Origin of the sequence: Amycolatopsis panacis (assembly GCF_003600245.1) — a bacterium.
In the GTDB taxonomy this organism is placed as follows: Bacteria; Actinomycetota; Actinomycetes; order Mycobacteriales; family Pseudonocardiaceae; genus Amycolatopsis; species Amycolatopsis sulphurea.
In genome coordinates, this window is record NZ_QZFV01000110.1 from 1 (window position 1) to 19,350 (window position 19,350).

The 19,350-nt window shown below is 70.3% G+C and carries 16 protein-coding genes; 11 read left to right on the forward strand and 5 right to left on the reverse strand.

Annotated elements, in window-relative coordinates; translation table 11 throughout:
- Positions 1-339: 339 nt before the first annotated feature.
- Both D5S19_RS24005 and D5S19_RS24010 read right to left on the reverse strand, forming a co-directional pair.
- A complete protein-coding gene (locus D5S19_RS24005; RefSeq protein WP_120025664.1) occupies positions 340-903 on the reverse strand; it encodes a hypothetical protein in 564 nt (187 codons plus the stop codon).
- 462 nt (positions 904-1,365) lie between these two features.
- Positions 1,366-2,457 (reverse strand): 3-deoxy-7-phosphoheptulonate synthase, encoded by a 1,092-nt coding sequence (locus D5S19_RS24010; RefSeq protein WP_120025665.1) that lies wholly within the window; start codon positions 2,455-2,457, stop codon positions 1,366-1,368.
- 287 nt (positions 2,458-2,744) lie between these two features.
- Here D5S19_RS24010 and D5S19_RS24015 point away from each other — a divergent pair, with 287 nt between their 5' ends.
- Both D5S19_RS24015 and D5S19_RS24020 read left to right on the forward strand, forming a co-directional pair.
- Positions 2,745-3,770, forward strand: coding sequence for a 6-phosphofructokinase (locus D5S19_RS24015; RefSeq protein WP_120025666.1), 1,026 nt, complete (start codon positions 2,745-2,747; stop codon positions 3,768-3,770).
- 88 nt (positions 3,771-3,858) lie between these two features.
- The gene (locus D5S19_RS24020) at positions 3,859-5,154 is read left to right on the forward strand and encodes a S41 family peptidase (protein ID WP_233574120.1); all 1,296 of its coding nucleotides are present in this window, start codon (positions 3,859-3,861) and stop codon (positions 5,152-5,154) included.
- 7 nt (positions 5,155-5,161) lie between these two features.
- On the opposite strand, the gene D5S19_RS24025 is transcribed toward D5S19_RS24020, so the two are convergent.
- Positions 5,162-5,464: an ArsR/SmtB family transcription factor gene (locus D5S19_RS24025; protein ID WP_325050313.1), complete on the reverse strand. Its 303-nt coding sequence runs from the start codon at positions 5,462-5,464 to the stop codon at positions 5,162-5,164.
- A 180-nt stretch (positions 5,465-5,644) separates the two neighbouring features.
- On the opposite strand from D5S19_RS24025, the gene D5S19_RS24030 reads away from it, so the two are divergent.
- The 8 genes from D5S19_RS24030 to D5S19_RS24065 all read left to right on the forward strand — a co-directional run bounded on the left by D5S19_RS24030 (position 5,645) and on the right by D5S19_RS24065 (position 16,033).
- Complete coding sequence (locus tag D5S19_RS24030) at positions 5,645-6,877, forward strand: glycoside hydrolase family 18 protein (RefSeq protein WP_120025669.1); 1,233 nt, start codon at positions 5,645-5,647, stop codon at positions 6,875-6,877.
- A gap of 95 nt (positions 6,878-6,972) precedes the next feature.
- Complete coding sequence (locus D5S19_RS24035) at positions 6,973-7,638, forward strand: DUF2461 domain-containing protein (RefSeq protein ID WP_120025683.1); 666 nt, start codon at positions 6,973-6,975, stop codon at positions 7,636-7,638.
- Positions 7,639-7,743: 105 nt separating this feature from the next.
- The gene (gene pyk, locus D5S19_RS24040; RefSeq protein ID WP_098510411.1) at positions 7,744-9,168 is read left to right on the forward strand and encodes a pyruvate kinase; all 1,425 of its coding nucleotides are present in this window, start codon (positions 7,744-7,746) and stop codon (positions 9,166-9,168) included.
- Positions 9,169-9,204: 36 nt separating this feature from the next.
- A complete protein-coding gene (locus D5S19_RS24045) occupies positions 9,205-10,104 on the forward strand; it encodes an acyl-CoA thioesterase (protein WP_120025670.1) in 900 nt (299 codons plus the stop codon).
- 386 nt (positions 10,105-10,490) lie between these two features.
- Entirely contained in the window at positions 10,491-11,363 is an 873-nt protein-coding gene (locus tag D5S19_RS24050) for a helix-turn-helix domain-containing protein (protein WP_120025671.1), read from the forward strand.
- Positions 11,364-11,426: 63 nt separating this feature from the next.
- Positions 11,427-11,627: a DUF397 domain-containing protein gene (locus D5S19_RS24055; RefSeq protein WP_120025684.1), complete on the forward strand. Its 201-nt coding sequence runs from the start codon at positions 11,427-11,429 to the stop codon at positions 11,625-11,627.
- Positions 11,628-11,802: 175 nt separating this feature from the next.
- Entirely contained in the window at positions 11,803-12,060 is a 258-nt protein-coding gene (locus tag D5S19_RS24060; protein ID WP_120025672.1) for a hypothetical protein, read from the forward strand.
- Between the two features lie 970 nt (positions 12,061-13,030).
- Positions 13,031-16,033, forward strand: coding sequence for a helix-turn-helix transcriptional regulator (locus D5S19_RS24065; protein WP_120025673.1), 3,003 nt, complete (start codon positions 13,031-13,033; stop codon positions 16,031-16,033).
- A gap of 722 nt (positions 16,034-16,755) precedes the next feature.
- On the opposite strand, the gene D5S19_RS24070 is transcribed toward D5S19_RS24065, so the two are convergent.
- Entirely contained in the window at positions 16,756-17,370 is a 615-nt protein-coding gene (locus D5S19_RS24070) for a TetR/AcrR family transcriptional regulator (protein WP_120025674.1), read from the reverse strand.
- Between the two features lie 100 nt (positions 17,371-17,470).
- Here D5S19_RS24070 and D5S19_RS24075 point away from each other — a divergent pair, with 100 nt between their 5' ends.
- Positions 17,471-18,625 carry an acyl-CoA dehydrogenase family protein gene (locus D5S19_RS24075; RefSeq protein ID WP_120025685.1) on the forward strand — a complete coding sequence of 385 codons (1,155 nt, stop codon included), beginning with the start codon at positions 17,471-17,473 and terminating at the stop codon, positions 18,623-18,625.
- Between the two features lie 109 nt (positions 18,626-18,734).
- Here D5S19_RS24075 and D5S19_RS24080 read toward each other — a convergent pair whose 3' ends face one another.
- Positions 18,735-19,286 (reverse strand): GNAT family N-acetyltransferase, encoded by a 552-nt coding sequence (locus D5S19_RS24080; protein WP_120025675.1) that lies wholly within the window; start codon positions 19,284-19,286, stop codon positions 18,735-18,737.
- Positions 19,287-19,350 lie beyond the last annotated feature (64 nt).

Genomic DNA, 19,350 nt, shown 5'->3' on the forward strand with positions numbered 1-19,350 from the left:
GACCCTTCACGGACTCTGAGTCTGTGAAGGGTCCCTTCACAGACCCGAAACCGGTCCGGCGCACGCCACGAGGTGGTCGCACACACCTCCGCATCGCCCACTGCCGGGCCCCCGACCAACTTTGCCGGGACCCTGGGGGCGGTGCCGACCCGGTCGTCGCCGAGAGTCACCGCATTCCCGGGTTTGTCACCTGGGAGTGTGGGCAATCGGCCGGCCGGGTGCTGACCGAAGCTGTCGCTGAGCCCGCTGCGGGGGTTCGTGGGTCCGGCCGGATCCGCCCGCTGCGAACCTGCGTGGCCGTGCGGGCCGAAGCCCGTGACCCGCACGGCCACGCTCCGATCAGCCGACGACCTTCGCGTACTGGTAGCGGGTCTGGCCGTGGTCGTCGCCGGAGTGCTGGCGGCCCACCATCACCTCGTAGTCGCCGCCCTTGGAGTAGCTGCTGCTCTCCCGCTGATCCGGTGACCACCGGTAGGAAGCGAGCTGCACGGTGCGTCCCCACGCGGACATCGTGGCGGTCGCGTACCTCGTGGTCCCGCTCGCGGAATCCTGGCCGACCAGGACGCGATCAGCCGGGGCGGCGAAGGAGGAGTTGCTCTCCTGCTGCGCGGTGCTCCAGACCGGCGCGCTCACCGTGACCTGCTGCCCGTCGACGAGGACCAGGCCGCAGTAGTAGGTGGTGCCGCCGTTCTGGTCACCGTTGTGCGACCGGCCCAGCAGCACCTGATTGACCGAGCAGAGAAAGGGGGCGCCCGACGATTCCCGGACCGCCTGGACAGTGCCGTCGAAGATGATGATCCGATGCGCGGCACCCGGTTCGGCCACCGCCGCCGCGGCGCCACCGATCAGGGCCGTGCAGGCCAGTGCCAATGCCCGTCCGCCGATGCGGGACAGAGATCCCATGGGGATACCTTTTCTCTCGTGACAGGATTTTCTCTCGTGACACGGTGAGGTGTGCCGGCCACCGGAGTGAACCCGCGTGGAAATGTCTGCACGCGGGCAGGGAAAAGGCATCGAACGGGCTACCGCGGACGTTCGATGCCTCCGCCTTCTTTCCCTGCTCCGGGACGGCCGTGCCAGGTCACGGGATTCGCGGGTGAATGCACGGTTTTTCCGGCGACACCGCGAGTCCGCAATCGATGCTCTCGGTGAGTCGAACATTACTCTCCGGAGCGCGGAATGCGATCCCTCGAACGAGTAATGCACGGCTTTTCACCGTTCGGTGGACCGCCTTGGCGGCCGGGTTTCTCACCTGGTCGAGTGGGCGATCCGCGTCCCTCCACAGTGTCCCTCCACAGTGTCCGTCCATCCTGTCCGTCCACTGTGGCCTCCTGGCGAAACCGTGTACCCGCCGGAGTCCCGCGCTCACCGGCGTTCGCGCACCGCCGCGGCCAGCGTGTCCAGCAGCTCGTCGGTGGTGTCCCAGTCCAGGCAGGCATCGGTGATCGACTGGCCGTAGGCGAGGTCGCCGGCCCGCCCGAGTACCAGGTGCTGCCGCCCGGCGAGCAGATTGCTCTCCAGCATCAGCCCGGCGATGCCGCGCTCCCCGCCGGCGATCCGGGCGGCCAGCTCCCGCACCACCCCGGCCTGCCGGACGTGGTCCTTCCCGCTGTTGCCGTGGCTGGCGTCGACCACCAGGCGCTGTGGCAGCCCGGCTTTCGCGAGCCTGCCGAGGGTCTCGGTCACCGTCGCCGGATCGTGGTTCGGGCCCGCCGAGCCGCCGCGCAGGATCACGTGGCAGTCCGGGTTTCCCGCGGTGGTCATCAGTGCGGCGAGCCCGTCGAGGGTGATGCCGGGGAACACGTGCGACGCGGCGGCCGCGCGGGTGGCGTCCACCGCGACCTGCACGTCGCCCTCGGTCGAGTTCTTGATCCCGACCGGCATGGACAAGGCACTGCACAGCTGCCGGTGCACCTGGCTGGCCGCGGTGCGTGCCCCGATCGAACCCCAGGTCACCACGTCCGCGATGAACTGCGGGGTGATCGGGTCGAGGAATTCGCAGCCCACCGGCAGCCCGAGCGCGGACACCGCGAGCAGCAGCTCCCGCGCGATCCGCAGGCCCTTGTTCACCGCGAAGGTGCCGTCCAGGTCCGGATCGTTGATCAGGCCCTTCCAGCCCAGTGTGGTGCGCGGTTTCTCGAAGTAGACGCGCATCACGATGTGCAGCTCGCCGCGCAGCTGCTCGGCCTTCGTGGCCAGCCGGCGCGCGTAGTCGAGCGCGGCGTCCGGATCGTGCACCGAGCACGGGCCGACCATCACCGCGAGCCGGTCGTCGCGGCCGTCGAGGACGGCGACCGTCTCCGCGCGCCCGGTTCGCACGATCTTCGCCACCGCGGCGTCGGCCGGGAACTCCTCGCGCAGCAGGGCGGGAGAGAGCAGCGGGCTGACCGAGGTGGTCCGCTGCTGATCGAGCGCACTCGTCCCGGCAGGGGCGGCGGCGAGAGAGGAGGTGGGCATGGGAGGGCGGTCCTTTCTGGGGGAACCGGCCCGCGGGAACTCGCCGAGCCGGGAACTACTCCGGCTCGGGGTGGGGCTCAGCGCAGGGTCACGCCGCCAGACCCACCCGGGGCCGGCTTCGTAAACCAGAAATAGCGCTGCACGGCGCCACCGTAGCACAGCCGGCACCCGCCCCGGCCGCGGACCGATTCGGCAGGTGGTACGGCCTGCACCGATCCAGAGGAAACCCGCTACGCTGGCCGCGTTGTGACCCCAATCTCCCCATGAGAAGAGTACGGAGGCGACAGATGCGTGTCGGTGTGCTGACGGGTGGCGGTGACTGCCCCGGCCTGAACGCGGTGATCCGCGCGGTGGTCCGCAAGGGCATCGAGGTGCACGACTGGGAGTTCGTCGGCTTCCGCAGCGGGTGGCAGGGCCCGATGACCGGGCAGAGCCGCCCGCTCGGCCTCTCCGACGTCGAGGACATCCTCACCCGCGGGGGCACCATCCTGCGCTCCTCGCGGACCAACCCGTACAACGTCGACGGCGGCGTCGAGAAGATCCGCAAGGTCCTCGCCGACCAGAGCGTGGACGCGCTGATCGCGATCGGCGGCGAGGACACCCTCGGCGTGGCGAAGCGGCTCACCGACGACGGCATCGGCGTGGTCGGCGTGCCCAAGACGATCGACAACGACCTCGGTGCCACCGATTACACGTTCGGGTTCGACACCGCGGTGTCCATCGCCACCGAGGCGATCGACCGGCTGCACACCACCGCCGAATCGCACCACCGGGCGCTGGTGGTCGAGGTCATGGGACGGCACGCGGGCTGGATCGCGCTGCACTCCGGCCTGGCCGGCGGGGCGAGCGTGATCCTGGTGCCGGAGCGGCACTTCTCCGTGGACCAGGTCGTCTCGTGGGTCGAGCGGCGGTTCGAGAAGGAGTACGCGCCGATCATCGTGGTCGCCGAGGGCGCGCTGCCCGAGGGCGGCGAGGAGAAGCTGCTGACCGGCGAGAAGGACGCGTTCGGGCACGTGCGGCTCGGCGGCATCGGCACCTGGCTGGCGGACGAGATCGCCACGCGCACCGGCAAGGAATCGCGCGCGGTGGTGCTCGGGCACGTGCAGCGCGGCGGCACGCCGACCGCCTACGACCGGGTGCTGGCCACCCGTTTCGGCCTGCACGCGGTGGACGCGGTGGCGGACGGCGACTTCGGCACCATGGTGGCGCTGCGGGGCACCGACATCGTCCGGGTGAAGCTGTCCGAGGCGACCGCCGAGCTGAAGACCGTGCCGGTGGAACGCTACGAGGAGGCCGAGGTTTTCTTCGGCTGAGCACTTCCTCGAGTGGGGTTGACCCCACCGCGGGACCGGGGGCGCGCGGGATTCCGTGCGCCCCCGATGTTTCGTTACCGTCGCCTTCGTGCGAATCCTCCTGGCGGGCCTGGCCGCGCTCTCCGTCGTCGCGGCGCCGGTGAACTCCACTGTGGACGGTGTCTGGCGCACCGACGGCTACCGGCAGCTGATCGAGGTGGCCGGCGGGAAGCTGACCACCTACGACGTCACGGAGGACAGCTGTCTCCCCGGATCGGTCACCGGAACCGGCGACGGGACGACGTTCGCCGCCAACGAAGGCCTTGTCGCCACTGTGGACCGTCGTGCAGGCAAGCTCAGCTTCGATGGTGACCTGGGCGTGCGGTTCCTGCATCGGTTGCCCGCCTTGCCCGCGCAATGCCGTGCCCGGCCGTCGTCGGACGCACTGTCCACTTTCGACATCTTCTGGCACACCTTGGCGGAGAACTACCCGTTCTTCGCCGCCAAGGGCGTGGACTGGCCTGCTGAAGGCCGGGCCGCGCGACAGCAGGTCGCCGCACACCCGGATCGGCTCTACAACGTCCTCTGTGGACTCATCTCGCCGCTGCACGACGCCCACGTCGGCCTGTTCACTCCCGACCGGCGGTGCACCTCGCTGCGGCCCGGCACCCCGGACCCGGCCACCACCATCCCGCGCACCGTGGCGGTCGCCGACGCCAACCTGGACGCGCCCGTGCGGCACTGGGCCGGGGGTGGGTACGCGGATCTTCCCGGTGGTATCGGATACTTGCGGATCGAGAGTTTCCAGGGCTACACCGGCACTTTCGCCGGAGACCGTGCCGCACTGGGCAACGCGCTCGACGAGATCTTCACTACCGCCCGGATTTCCGCGCTGCACGGGCTGATCCTGGATCTGCGGGTGAACGGCGGCGGCGCCGACCCGCTCGGTCTGCAGGTCGCCGCCCGGCTGACGAACGCGCCGCACTTCGCCTACGCCAAACGCGCCCGCAACGATCCCCGCGACCCGGCGCGGTTCACCACGCCGCAGCCGTTCTTCGTGCGGCCCGCCGCCGGTCCTCGCTACCCGGGGCCGGTCGCGGTGCTGATCGGCGACCTCGATGCGTCCGCGGGGGAGACCTTCGTCCAGGCACTGCTGAACCGCCGTCCACGTCCGGTCCTGATCGGACAGCCGACGCAGGGCGTCTACTCCGACACCATGGAGCGCACGCTGCCCCGCCCCGGCTGGCGCCTGGCGGTGCCGAACGAGGAGTATCTCGACCCGCAGGGACGGACCTACGACGGCACCGGCATCGGCCCGGACGTGCCGGCGCCGGTGTTCGCGCCCGCCGACCTCGCCGCCGGGCGCGATCCCGTGCTCGCCACGGCCCGGCGCCTGCTCGGGTAGCGCGGGTTCAGCCGCTCTCGTCCAGCCGGCGTTCCAGCGCGTCGAGCCGGCCGGACCAGAACTGCCGGTACGGCGCGAGCCAGGCGTCCACCTCGGCGAGCGGTTCCGGGCGGAGCCGGTAACAGCGCCGCTGCGCGGCCACCCGGACGGTGACCAGCCCGGCCTCGCGCAGCACGCGCAGGTGCTTGGACACCGCCGGCTGGCTCAGCTCCAGTTCGGCGACCAGCTCGCCGACCGAGCGCTCGCCGTCGCGCAGCAGGTCGAGAAGCGCCCGGCGGCGGGGCTCGGCGAGCACGTCGAAGGTCTGCATCACATCCGCGAATCTGCCCCGCCGGGCATATGCCTGTCAAGGAATGCGCGCCGCTACCTCCTTCTGGTCTGAACCAATTCCGAAGGATTGACGATTGGTTCAGACCACTTTACGGTGAATTCGTCCCCACTTCTCATCCCTGATCCGTCACCACCAGGTGACTCCCCGAAGGGAGCCGGAATGCCCCGCACGAGCAAGAGAACAGCGTTGTCCGCGCTGGCCGGGCTGGCGAGCGTCGCGCTCGCCGCGATCGGGCTGGCGGTGCCCGCCGCGGCCGGCCAGACCGCCCCCGCCACCCCGCAGGCCGCCGCCGGCAAGGTGGTCGGCTACTTCACCGATTGGGGGATCTACCAGCGCAATTACCACGTCAAGAACATCGAGACCTCCGGTTCGGCCGCGAAGCTGACGCACATCAACTACGCCTTCGGCAACGTCACCAACGGCGGCTGCGCGGTCGGCGACCCGTACGCCGACTACCAGAAAACCTACGACGCCGGCGGCAGTGTGGACGGTGTCGCGGACACGTGGGACCAGCCGCTCGCGGGCAGTTTCAACCAGCTGAAGAAGCTGAAGGCCAAGCATCCCGGCCTCAAGGTCCTCTGGTCGTTCGGCGGCTGGACCTGGTCCGGCGGATTCGGCCAGGCCGCGCAGAACCCGGCCGCGTTCGCGGACTCCTGTTACAACCTGGTCAACGACTCGCGGTGGGCCGGGCTGTTCGACGGCATCGACATCGACTGGGAGTACCCGAACGCCTGCGGGCTCACCTGTGACCACAGCGGTCCCGACGCGCTGAAGAAGGTGCTTTCCGCGCTACGGGACAAGTTCGGGTCCTCGAAGCTGGTCACCGCGTCGATCACCGCGGACGGCACCGACGGCGGCAAGATGGACGCGGCCGACTACGCGGGCGCCGCGCAGTCCGCGGATTGGTACAACGTGATGTCCTACGACTTCTTCGGCGCGTGGGCGCCTCAGGGGCCGACCGCTCCACATTCGCCACTGGCGTCCTACGACGGGATCCCGACCAAGGGCTTCTACTCCGACGCGGCGATCCAGAAGCTGAAGAGCAGCGGCATCCCGTCGTCGAAACTGTTGCTGGGCCTCGGTTTCTACGGTCGTGGGTGGACGGGCGTGACCCAGGACGCTCCCGGCGGCACCGCCACCGGACCCGCCCCGGGCACCTACGAGCAGGGCATCGAGGACTACAAGGTGCTCAAGTCCAGCTGCCCGGCCACCGGCAAGGTCGCGGGCACCGCTTACGCCAAGTGCGGGTCGAACTGGTGGAGTTACGACACCCCGGAGACCATCGCGGGCAAGACGTCCTACGCCAGGACCCAGGGCCTCGGCGGCACAATGTTCTGGGAACTGTCCGGTGACACCCCGGACGGCGAGCTGATCAGCGCCCTCGCGAACTGACCGGCTGAAATGCTGTGAAGGGCACCTTCACGGACCCAGAGTCCGTGAAGGTGCCCTTCACAGCTTTGTCGGTGGTGGGGGTTATCGTGCGGAGGGTGAGGTTCAGCGGATTCGGGGAGCACGCCGTCGAGTTCTACGACGGGCTGCTCGCGGACAATTCCAAGCCCTATTGGGAAGACCACGTCGAGATCTACCGGGAGCACGTGCGGGCGCCGATGGAAGCGCTGCTCGGCGAGTTGCAGGCCGAGTTCGGCGAGGGATTCGGCGCGGGCAAGGTCTTCCGGCCGTACCGCGACGTGCGGTTCGCGCGCGACAAGACGCCGTACAAGACCCACTGCGGCGGAGTGATCGAGGCAGGCCGCGGCGGCGGCGCGTACTACGTGGAGGTGGGCCCGGCCGGGCTGCGCGTCGGCGGCGGCTGCTTCCATCTCGCGTCCGATCAGCTGGCCAGGTTCCGCACCGCGGTGGACACCGATCTGCACGGCCCGGAGCTGGCGGGCATGCTGGCCACTCTGCGCAAGCAGGGCTGGGAGATCCTGGGCGACCGGCTCAAATCCCGCCCGCGCGGGTACGCCGAGGACCACCCCCGGCTCGACCTGCTCCGGTACCGCTCGGTCTACGCGGTCCGGGCCTGGGCGCCGGACGATTTCCTGCACGAACGCGCGGCGCTGGACCGGGTACGCAAGCACTGGCGGCAGGTCCGCCGGTTCAACGAATGGGCCCGTGACCACGTCGGCCCGAGCGAGCGGCCACGCCGCTGAGCCGTGCGCCGTCCGGACGTCCGGCGAAGACGTTCGGGAAGACTTCGCCCGGAGTTTCGGGATCGGTACAGACGGCGCCCCGGCAAGCGACTACCCTGTCCCGGTGTGAGCCGACGCGCGAAGATCGTTTGTACCCTGGGCCCCGCGACCTCCACACCGGAGAAGATGCGGGCACTCGTCGACGCCGGGATGGACGTCGCGAGGATGAACTTCAGCCACGGCAGCCACAGCGACCACAAGCAGGTCTACGACCTGGTCCGGTCCGCGGCCGCCGACGGTGGCCGGGCGGTGGGCATCCTCGCCGACCTGCAGGGCCCGAAGATCCGGCTGGGCACCTTCGCCAGCGGCTCGGCCGAATGGCACACCGGCGACGTCGTCCGGATCACCGTCGAGGACGTCGCGGGCACCCACGACCGGGTCTCCACCACGTACAAGGGCCTGGCCAAGGACGCCAAGCCGGGGGATCGGCTGCTGGTCGACGACGGCAAGGTCGGCCTGGTGGTCAAGGAGGTCGAGGGCCCGGACGTGGTCTGCGAGGTCACCGAAGGCGGCCCGGTCAGCAACAACAAGGGCGTGTCCCTGCCCGGTATGGACGTCTCGGTGCCCGCACTGTCCGACAAGGACATCGAGGACCTCGAATTCGCCCTGCAGCTCGGCGTGGACTTCATCGCGCTGTCCTTCGTCCGCTCGCCCGCCGACATCGACCTGGTGCACCAGGTGATGGACCGGGTCGGTAAGGGACGGCTGCCGGTGGTCGCGAAGATCGAGAAGCCGGAGGCGGTGTACAACCTGGAGGCCATCGTGCTGGCCTTCGACGCGGTCATGGTCGCCCGCGGCGACCTGGGCGTGGAGCTGCCGCTGGAGCAGGTGCCGCTGGTGCAGAAGCGGGCCATCCAGATCTGCCGGGAGAACGCCAAGCCGGTCATCGTCGCCACGCAGATGCTGGAGTCGATGATCAGCAACTCCCGCCCGACCCGCGCGGAGGCCTCCGACGTGGCGAACGCGGTGCTCGACGGCGCGGACGCGGTGATGCTCTCCGGTGAGACGAGCGTCGGCCGCTACCCGATCGAGACCGTGCAGACCATGGGCCGGATCGTCGAGGCGGTGGAGACCGATTCCCCGGTGGTGCCACCCCTGACGCACGTCCCGCGCACCAAGCGCGGCGTGATCTCCTACGCCGCCCGCGACATCGGCGAGCGGCTGAACGCCAAGGCGCTGGTCGCGTTCACCCAGTCCGGCGACACCGTGCGCCGGCTGGCCCGGCTGCACACCCGGCTGCCGCTGATGGCGTTCACCCCGGAACAGAGCGTGCGCAGCCAGCTGGCGATGACCTGGGGCACCACCACCCAGATCGTGCCGCGGGTGGACTCCACCGACCAGATGATCCAGCAGGTCGACCACTCGATGCTGGAGATGGGCAAGTACCAGCGGGGCGACCTGGTGGTGATCGTGGCCGGCTCCCCGCCGGGCACCGTCGGCTCCACCAACCTGATCCACGTGCACCGGCTCGGTGAGGACGACCACGCCTGAGCGGTGCCCGCCCTCGCGCGGCGGTAGTTTCCGGACATGACGGAAATGGCCAGGCAGGCCGCCACCGGACTGGACTCGGTGTCCGGTGGCGGTGGTCGGCTCGTGCTCGACAAGCTCGTCGCGCTGCTGGATCTGGAGCGGATCGAGGAGAACATCTTCCGCGGCATCTCGCCCGCGCAGTCCCCGGTGCGGGTGTTCGGCGGTCAGGTGGCCGGGCAGGCGCTGGTCGCGGCGGGGCGCACGGTGCCGGAGACGCGGCGGGTGCACTCGCTGCACGCCTACTTCATCCGCGGCGGCGACCCGAGCGTCCCGATCGTCTACCAGGTGGACCGCATCCGTGACGGCCGGTCGTTCACCACCCGGCGGGTGGTGGCCATCCAGCACGGCAAGGCGATCTTCTCGCTGTCCGCCTCGTTCCAGACCGACGAGCCGGGCATCGACCACGCCGAGTCGATGCCCGAGGTGCCTGACCCGGAGACCCTGCCGACCTTCGCCGAACGCGCCGAGGGCTTCCCGCTGCGATTCGCCGGCCGGCCGCGCCCGATCGACATCCGCTACGTCGGCGATCCGCCGTGGATCACCCGGACCAGCGGGGCCTTTTCCGGGCACAACCGGGTCTGGATGCGCGCCGACGGTACCCTGCCGGACGCGCAGCTGCTGCACGTCTGCGTGCTCACCTACGCCTCGGACATGACCCTGCTCGATTCGGTGCTCGCGCGCCACGGCGTGTACTGGGACGTGGACGAGGTGCTCGGCGTCAGTCTCGACCACGCGCTCTGGTTCCACCGGCCGTTCCGCGCGGACGAATGGCTCCTCTACGACAGCACCTCGCCCAGCGCCTCGGGCGCCCGGGGACTGGCCACCGGACGATTCTTCACCCGCGAGGGCGAGCACGTCGCGACCGTCGTGCAGGAGGGCCTGCTGCGAGTGCGCTGAGTGGCACTCAGAGTTGACCGGATCGGCGGAAAACCATGCTTTCGTGCCGTGGAATGACCCGGTAATGACCGCCCGGGGAATGTTTTCCGGCGAAAGCCGGGTGGTGCCCGGGACCGGTCGGGGGACAGCCCCGGGCACCTGACACCGGGAAAACGCCCGCGCGTTTCCCGGCGAGTCCTCGTCTACCCTGCTCAGCGGCCTCGGCGGACCGCCGTGCACAATGCCAGCGTACAAGCGCATCCTGCATTTTGCAGTTCGGCACCCGGATCGGCACCGATCCGGGAATGCCGCGGTGTCACCATTCCACGAACCGGCCGGGCAACTGGTTAGATAAGTGGTGCGGGCATCGGGTGCGCGCATGCGGTACACGAACCGGAGGTGCTGTCGTGGCGAGAGGCCAGGGACCCACCGTTCGCCGCCGGCGGCTCGCCAGCGAGCTGAGGAGGCTGCGCGAGGCGGCCGACCTCACCATCGACGAGGTCGGCGAGAAGCTGGAATGCTCCGCGTCCAAGGTCAGCCGGATCGAGACCGGGCACGTCGGGGTGACCCCGCGCGACGCCCGGGACATGCTCGCCCTGTACGGGATCACCGGCGACGAGCAGGAAGCACTCGTGCAGCTGGCCCGCGAGGCGCGCAAACGCGGCTGGTGGCACGCCTACAACGAGGTCTTCACCGGCACCTTCGTCGGGCTGGAGGCGGACGCCAGTTCGCTGCATGCGTTCCAGGCGCTGCTGGTGCCGGGGCTGCTGCAGACAGAACAGTATGCGCACGCCGTCATCCGCGCGCTCCGGCCGGACGCCGACGACGCCGAGATCCGCCGCCGGGTCGCCGCGCGGATGGCCCGGCAGGCGCTGCTTGAGGACAAGTCGCCGCCGGAGTACTGGGTGGTCGTCGACGAGGCGGTCCTCTATCGCGTCGTGGACAGCCCGGAAGTGATGGCCGAGCAGCTGCGGCAGATGACCGTCGTGGCGGAGAAGCCGAACGTGACCGTCCAGGTGGTGCCGTTCGGGGCCGGGGCGCATCCCGGGATGGAGGGCCCGTTCCTGATCATGGGCTTCCCCGAGCAGGCCGACCCCGATGTCGTCTACGTGGACGACAGCACCTCCAGCGGGCTGTACCTGGAGCAGCCCGACGACGTCCGGCGCTACGCGCTGATGTTCGACCATCTGCGCGCAGCCGCACTGAAACCGGACGACTCGGTCGAGCTCATCGCCGAGGCGGCCGCCCGGTTCGCCGAACAGGCCGCCGGCGCGGGCTAGTGCACCACCGTGGAACCGAGACCCAGGTTCGCAACGAGACACAGTGAGGAAGTGGAGACCATGATGCCGGACGACCTTTCCCGGGCGCAGTGGCGCAAGAGCAGCTTCAGCGGCGGCGGCAACGACTGCGTCGAGGTCGCCTTCGTCGGCGGCGGCGCCGCTGTGCGCGATTCGAAGGACCCCGAAGGGGGCGCCTTCCGGCTGCCCGCCTCGGGCTGGCGGGCGCTGCTCGCCGCGGTACGCGCCGGCTCGGAATCCGCCTGAGCCTCGCACCTCCTCCCGGCCCCTTACCCCGCTGACCAGGCTTTCCGAGGCCTTGGGTGTGGGTAAGGGGCCGGTTTGCGCTCGGCTTTGGGCGATCATCCGATGTGGCCGGGCGGGCCTCAGCCGCACTCTGGACTTCGTTGTGCTGACGAATCGAGTGCCGAGGAGAACCCCGATGAACGCAGGCTTCCTGGACGCCACCCGCCCCGAGGTGGAGTACCGCGCCGCCGAACTGCAGCGCGCCGCAGGCCGCTCCCGCCACCGCCCGAACCGGATGCTGCACTGGTTCCGGGCACATCGATCGACTCCGGCATCACCGGCGGGCTCGGCATCACCGGCGCCGTCAGTGTCGTCGGCGTCGCAGGTGTCGGTACCGCCGCAGCAACGGCGCGCCCCGGCGGCGAACTCCGCGGATGCTCGCGATCGAGTCTGATCCGGGCTCGGCTCCGGTATCCGGGCCCACACCTCGGGGCGGGATTCAGGCGGAGGCCGGGTCCAGAAGCCGATGCGGGTTTGGGCTCAGCTCGGGTCCGGACACCGGTTTCGACCCAGTCCAGCTCGGGTCCGCATGTCGCGCGGCGACGCCAGACCACGGCCACTTACGACAGCCGGCCGGGACCGCGCTGGGCCGCACCGATTCCGCTGATTGGCAGGTGATCTTCGTGGGCGAACCACCGCCCGTCCCCGGCAACCCGACGCCGGGGAGTCTGCGAGACCGCCGTTCACCTGCTCGCGTCGTGTTCCCCGACGCTCGGCCACGGAGTCGGCGGTCACCCGCCGCCGTGGGGTGCAGAGTCGGTCGCTTGCAGCGTCGTTGCCCATTTACCTCCGCCGGGTTCTCGGCTGTCTGCTCGCAGCACCGTTGCTCACGCGCCCCTTGCGGGGTTCCGGGCCGGTTGCGCCCGGCATCGTTGTCCACTCATCTCCGTGGGGTTCTCGACTGTCCGCTCGCAGCACCGCTGCCCACCGACCCCCGCGGGGTTCCTCGCCGGTCGCTTGCAGCGTCGATCCCCATCCGCCCCTGTGGTGTTCGGAGCCGGTCGCACCCAGCACCGTTGCCCACCCGCCCACGTCGCCATCCCACGCGTCGCCACCACTGCGGCCCACCCACCCACGGGAGACGCTCGACCGCTCACCCACCAACCCGGCCATCATCCGTTCGTGTGAGTTTCCCGAACCCCCAGCCCGAAACCCGACTGCCGACCCTCCCCGCAGATTCCCCCGCCATCGACCGTCTCCGGGCGGGCCGGTCCGCGGCCGACGTCGGCAGATTCCGGGAATTGCCGGCCACCCGGCCACCAGTGGCTCCACCACGCCACATCGGGCTGTTCGCTCTGGGCGGACCACCTGAACCCGCCGACCGTCGGAAAACCGTGCCGGAACTGTCGGGGGTCTGAGCCAGAATGCCTCTCGTGCCCCGTCTCGGTTCCGGAATTCCGCTCGTGGCCCGCACGCAGGAGATGCGGCGGCTACGCGCCGCGCTCGCGCGTGCCGGGCGGGGGGAAGCGAATGCGGTGCTGGTCGCGGGCGACGCGGGGGTAGGCAAGACCCGGCTGCTCACCGCGCTCGCCGAGGATGCGGTCGCCGGTGGCGCCCTGGTGCTCACCGGCCGTTGTATCGACGTGCGTGACGGCGGGCTGCCCTACCTCCCCTTCGCCGAGGCGCTCGAGCCGCTCGGCGCGGCCGGTGATCCGGTCGTCGCGGCGGCCGTGCGGGCCCGGCCGGCGTTGCGCAGGCTGCTGCCCCAAGGCGGGGAGCCGGAGGCCGGCGGGGACCACGGGCAGGTCGCGGCGGGCGAGCGGGAGGCCGCGCGCCGGCCGCAGCCGGAACAGGATCTCGGTCAGCTGCAGCTGTTCGACGCGGTACTGGGGGTGCTGACCGAGATCGCCCGGGACCGGCCGGTGGTGTTGCTGGTGGAGGATCTGCACTGGGCCGATTCCTCCACCCGCGACCTGCTGTCGGTCCTGCTCAGCCGGTTGCGCGGGCAGCGGCTGCTGGTCGTGGGCAGCTACCGCGAGGAGGACGTGCACCGCCGGCACCCGCTGCGCGGCCTGCTGTCCGAGCTGGTGCGCCTGGCCACCGTCGAGCGGCTGGTGCTCACCCCGCTCGAACCCGCCGACGCGCGGGCGTTCGTGGCCGCGCTCGCCGAGGAACCCCTCGATCCGGACGTGGTCGCGGAGATCGCGGAGCGCTCCGAGGGCAACCCGTTCTTCGTCGAGGAGCTGCTCGCCAGCGGCGCCCACTGCGCCGATTTGCCGGCCGGCCTCGCCGAAGTGCTGCTCGCCCGCCTGGAACGCTTCCCAGCCGAGACCCGGCGCGTACTGCGGGTGGTCTCGGTGGCCGGCGAAGGCGTGTCACACGCCGCGCTCGCGCACGTGGCGGGGCTCGACGAGGCAGAGCTGGACGAGACGCTGCGCGAAGCCGTGCAGCATCACGTACTGGTGATCGACGACGGCTTCTACGTCTTCCGCCACGCATTGCTGCAAGAAGCCGTCTACGCCGATCTGCTCCCCGGCGAACGCACCCGGATGCACGCCGGGTACGCCGCGCGAATCCAAGAAACCGCCCAGGGGCGCGGAAAAGACGCGAAGCTCGCCTACCACAGCCTGGAGAGCCGGGACTTCGGCACCGCACTGCCCGCGCTGCTGCGGGCGATGTACGAGGCGGAGAAACTCGGCGCACCCGGCGTCGCGCTGCGGCACGTGGAACAAGCACTGTCCATTTGGGACGCGGTGCCGGCCGAACACCACCCGGACGACTTCGACGAAGTCAAGCTGCTCGACGAAGCCTCCTACTTCTCGGGCACCTCCGGCGAGCCGGAGCGCGCGGTGGCGTACGCGCGGTCCGCGGTAGAGGCGTTGCCGCCGGACGCCCAACCCGCGCGGGCCGCCCACGCGTGGCGCCGCTACGCCGAATCGCTGCTCGCGCTCGAAGGCACACTCGACGAAGCGACCGAGGCGATCGAACGCGCATGGCAACTCCTGGCGGACGAGGAGCCGACTCCGGCCCGCTCGTGGGTACTCGCGGCGCGCGCCGCATTCCTGCGCCTGTCCGACCGTCCGGACGAAGCCCTCGAAAGCGCGATCGCCGCGGTCTCCACCGCGCGGTCGGTCGGTTCGGCCGGCGCCGAGGCGTCCGCGCTGATCACCCTCGGCACGCTGGCCGACTCCGCGGGCGATGCCACCGAAGCCCGCGCACGGCTGCGTGAGGCCGAGCGGAAAGCGCACGAGGCGGGCGCCCTGAACGTCGAACTCCGGGCGATGTACTTCCTCGCGCTCAGCTACGCCGACCAGTCCGAAATGGAGTCCGCGCTGGAACACGCCGCGCGAGGCACCGCGCGGGCCGAGGAAACCGGGCTCACCTGGAGTTCCTACGGTATGGAACTGCGCGCCCGGCAGCTCTACCTGCGGTACCTCGGCGGCGACTGGCCGGAGGAGGACGCCGGACGGACCGGCCGCGGTGTCTCCAGCGCGGTCGCCGCGCGGATCCTGGCCATCTGGGTGCTGTTCCTGGTGGCACGCGGCCGGTTCGACGAGGCCGCGCACCTTACCGGGGAACTGCGCAGGCAATGGGCCGTGGACATCGAAATCGCCTTGAACTCGGGCGAAGCGGCGATCCACCTCGCAGCGTGGCGTGGCGACCACGTCGGGGCCTTGCGCAGCACCGAGGAATTGGTGGCCTGGCTGGAAAAGATCGAACCGTCGCTGCTCGCAGGCATCCGCGCCGCCGCCGTGGGCATGCCCTCCGCCGTTGCGCTGGCCGCCGAGGCACGCGCACGCGGCGATCACCGCGCCGTCGAAGAACACCTCCGGGCCGGCGGCCGGCTGCTGGAACACGGCCGTCGCTGCGCCACCGATGGCAGTCCACGGTCGGGCACGCTCGGCCCGGAAGGCCGCGCCTGGCTGGCCCGGCTGGAGGCCGCCGCGTCCGGGCTGGACGGTCCGGCAGACCCGGCGCTCTGGGCCGACGCCGCCGAAGCCTTCTCCTACGGCGCGGTCTACGAACAAGCGATCTGCCGCTGGCACGAAGCATCCGCCCGGCTCACGGCCGGCGAATCGGGCACGGCAGCATTGGAATCCGCACACGCCGTCGCCGTGAAGCTGGGCGCCGTACCTTTGCGCGACGCCACCCGCGCCCTCGCCCGCCGTGCCCGCGTCGACCTGCCCGGCGCCGCGCCGAGCACCCCCGCGCCCCGCACCAGCCCCCTTACCGACCGCGAACGCACCGTCCTGGAACGCGTCGCACTGGGCCGCACGAACCGGCAAGTGGGGGACGAGCTGTACATCAGCGAAAAGACCGTGAGCGTGCACCTGTCCCGGGTCATGGCGAAACTCGGCGCCAGCCGCCGCGCCGAGGCCGTCGCCATCGCCTACGAGCGCGGATTGCTGACCACCCCGGCGGAATGACCCACCCCGCCACCCCGAACACGGTGGGGCGGCAGGGAAACCGAGAGGGGAGGGGCTGAGCAGGGGCGGCCGTGCGAGCAGTTCGGCTGCCGGCCGGCCGGTCTGCCGGACGGCCCGGAACCGCAGCTGTCGCCCGGAACCGCAGCTGTCGCCCGGAACCGCAGCTGTCGCCCGGAACCGCAGCTGTCGCCCGGAACCGCAGCTGTCGCCCGGAACCGCAGCTGTCGCCCGGAACCGCAGCTGTCGCCCGGAACCGCAGCTGTCGCCCGGAACCGCAGCTGTCGCCCGGAACCGCAGCTGTCGCCCGGAACCGCAGCTGTCGCCCGGAACCGCAGCCGTGGTCCGAACCGCAGCCAGGGGTCGGGGGCGAGGCCGGGGTCGCCGATTTGCTGGATAATCGGGAAAAGTGAACGCCGCGTCGCCGGATCACCAGGTTTGCCAAGCGATCAGGACGACAGCGAGACGTGGCAACGCGGCGGTTCAGCGTTCAGGCACGCTCGGCGTACAAGAACAACCCGGAACTCGGCCGAACCTGCCGACCCAGCGCCCAGACCGACGGCCGGGCGGGGACGGCCGGGCGGGGACGGCCAGACCGACGGCTGGGCAGGGGAACGGCCAAGCAGGAACGGCCGCCCAGTCGCGAGTTCCGCAGTGATCACCCCGGCAATTCGACCCCCCGGCCACACCAGACGACGCAGACCGGACGCAGACCGGACGCGGCCTCAGCCGGTACCGTCGGAATAGAGCTGCACCGCGATCCGCTTCCACTCCTCCAGCAGCCGGCGGCGCCGCTTCGGATCGCCGCCCAGTTCGGCGTCCAGGGCCAGGCCCCGGGTCAGGTTTACCGTCAGCCAGAACAGCGTCTCGGCACGTTCCTTCGGCAGTTCCCCGGCGGTCTGGCTGACGTGCTCCAGTGCCGTACCCCCGAGAGCGCGGTCCACCGGGCGGATGGCCGCCTTCAACTCCGGATCGGTCCGCGCGGCGACCCACAGCTCGGTGACCGCGGTGGAGAGCGTGCCCGAGTAGCCCTTCCACAGCAGGTCGATCGAGGCAGCGACGCCGGACACCCCTTCCGGCAGCTCGTCGACGGAGGAGGCGAGCTGGGTGCTCAGCTTCGTGGTGAGGTGCTCGACCGCAGTGGCCATCAGCTCGGCCTTCGTGGCGAAGTGATGCTGCGCGGCGCCTTTGGAGACTCTCGCCCGCGCGCAGATCTCCTGCATCGACGTCCGGGCGTACCCGATCTCGACCAGGCAATCGATCGTCGCGTCGAGCAGCGCGGTCCGGGTCTGCTCGCGGCGCTCGGCCTGGGTGCGGTGTCCACGGGCGAGTTCGGTCATCGAGGTTCCCTTTACGTGGCGGACGACGGAGAGGTACATTCCGGAGAGAACTTACCTTCCAGCCGTAATGTTTTCCAGTCTGGACGCGTCAGGAGGCACCGTGTCGTTGCAGATCCCGCAGAGCTCATGGAGCACCACCCCGGAACTCGAGGATCTCCGGGAGCTGTCCCGGTCCTTCATGCAGAAGGAGCTCGCCCCGTACCAGGATCGCTGGGCGGCGGAGAAGAAGATCGACCGCGAGATCTGGACCAAGGCCGGTTCGCTCGGGCTGCTCTGCCTGTCCATCCCGGAGGAGTACGGCGGCGGGGGCGGCACTTTCGCGCACGAAGCCGCGTTGTACGAGGAGCAGGCCCGCGCCGGGGACGCCGCGTGGGGCATCACAGTCCACAACGGAATCGTCGCGCATTACCTGCTGGCCTACGCGTCCGAAGAGAAGAAACGCGAGTGGCTGCCGAAGCTGGCCACCGGCGAGTTCGTCGGCGCCATCGCGATGACCGAGCCGGGTACCGGATCGGACCTGCAGAGCATCCGGACACGGGCGGTCCGCGAGGGCGATCACTACGTGATCAACGGTGCGAAGACGTTTATCACCAACGGGTTTCACGCCGATCTCGTGGTGGTCGCCTGCAAGACCAACCCGGACGAGGGCGCGCAGGGCCTCTCGCTGATCGTCGTCGAGACCGACACCCCGGGCTTCCGCCGCGGCCGCGTGCTCGACAAGGTCGGCCTCAAGGGCCAGGACACCGCCGAGCTGTTCTTCGACGACGTGCGCGTGCCCGCCGCGAACCTGCTCGGCGAGGAGGAAGGCCAGGGCTTCGTCCAGCTGATGCGGCAACTGCCCCAGGAACGGCTCATCATCGCCATCACCGCGGTCGCCGGGCTGGAAGCCGCGGTCAACCTCACCATCGACTACACGAAGGAACGCACCGCTTTCGGCCGCCCGATCTTCGGCTTCCAGAACACCAAGTTCAAGCTCGCCGAGGCGGCCACCGAAGCCGTGGTGTCCCGGGCCTTCCTCGACCAGTGCATCGAACGGCACCTGCGCGGCGAACTCGACGTCCAGGGCGCGGCGATGGCGAAACTGTGGACGACCGAGCGGGTGAACAAGGTCGTGGACGACTGCCTGCAGCTGTTCGGTGGTTACGGCTACATGACCGAATACCCGATCGCGCAGGCTTGGGCGGACGTGCGGATCTCCCGCATCGTCGGCGGTACCAGCGAAATCATGAAAGACATCATCTCCCGCACGCTGTGACCCGCGGAAGGACCTTCGGTAAACCGGGCCGACCGGGCGTGGAGGTGGTGCTGCGCCTGGCCGGACGCTCCGAGGTGCTGATCGGGACAGCCTGCCCCGGCGTCACACTTCAGCCGTCGCCGAAGTCCGAGCGGATCACCGAGTACTGCACATGGTCGCGCCACTGCCCGTCTCGGAAGTCGAAGCCGCGTAGTACTCCTTCGCGGACGAAGCCGGCCTTCTCGAGCGCGCGCTGCTCGGCCCGGTTCTCCACCTCGGTCGTCGCTTCGACCCGGTTGAACTGCGTGTGCGCGAACAGATAGCGCACGAGCAGCCGGTGCGCCTCGGTGCCGATGCCGTGCCCGCGTGCCTCCGGCAGCAGCACCAGGCCGATCTTCCAGCAGTAGGCCTGCGGGCCGGTACGGGTGCGGTGCCAGGAGACCAGCCCGGCCGGGCGGCCGTCCATTGTGGGCACGAGCATGCCGCCGTCCGCGCTCAGCAGGCCGTGGTCGCGCCAGCGGCGCCGGAGGTAACCCGGGTCGTGCCAGCCGAACCACTGGTACTCGCCGGCCGTGTCGGGGTCGTTGGTGAGCGCCTCCAGCAAGTCCAGATCGGACTCGCCTGCCGGGCGCAGCACGACGCCGCCCGGTGCTGCCCCGGCGGCCGGGCGGTGCACGTCCATCGCCGGAGCGTAGCGGGATCCGGTTGGCACTTCCGGGTGTAATCCGATGGTGAGGTGGCTCACG

Excerpts from the sequence above, each read along its gene's own strand:
- D5S19_RS24010 (WP_120025665.1), bottom strand. The coding sequence starts at position 2,457 with ATGCCCACCTCCTCTCTCGCCGCCGCCCCTGCCGGGACGAGTGCGCTC.
- D5S19_RS24060 (WP_120025672.1), top strand. The coding sequence starts at position 11,803 with ATGAACGCAGGCTTCCTGGACGCCACCCGCCCCGAGGTGGAGTACCGC.
- D5S19_RS24070 (WP_120025674.1), bottom strand. The coding sequence starts at position 17,370 with ATGACCGAACTCGCCCGTGGACACCGCACCCAGGCCGAGCGCCGCGAG.
- D5S19_RS24025 (WP_325050313.1), bottom strand. The coding sequence starts at position 5,464 with ATGCAGACCTTCGACGTGCTCGCCGAGCCCCGCCGCCGGGCGCTTCTC.
- D5S19_RS24045 (WP_120025670.1), top strand. The coding sequence starts at position 9,205 with ATGACGGAAATGGCCAGGCAGGCCGCCACCGGACTGGACTCGGTGTCC.
- D5S19_RS24065 (WP_120025673.1), top strand. The coding sequence starts at position 13,031 with ATGCCTCTCGTGCCCCGTCTCGGTTCCGGAATTCCGCTCGTGGCCCGC.
- D5S19_RS24005 (WP_120025664.1), bottom strand. The coding sequence starts at position 903 with ATGGGATCTCTGTCCCGCATCGGCGGACGGGCATTGGCACTGGCCTGC.
- D5S19_RS24015 (WP_120025666.1), top strand. The coding sequence starts at position 2,745 with ATGCGTGTCGGTGTGCTGACGGGTGGCGGTGACTGCCCCGGCCTGAAC.
- D5S19_RS24080 (WP_120025675.1), bottom strand. The coding sequence starts at position 19,286 with ATGGACGTGCACCGCCCGGCCGCCGGGGCAGCACCGGGCGGCGTCGTG.
- D5S19_RS24055 (WP_120025684.1), top strand. The coding sequence starts at position 11,427 with ATGCCGGACGACCTTTCCCGGGCGCAGTGGCGCAAGAGCAGCTTCAGC.
- D5S19_RS24030 (WP_120025669.1), top strand. The coding sequence starts at position 5,645 with ATGCCCCGCACGAGCAAGAGAACAGCGTTGTCCGCGCTGGCCGGGCTG.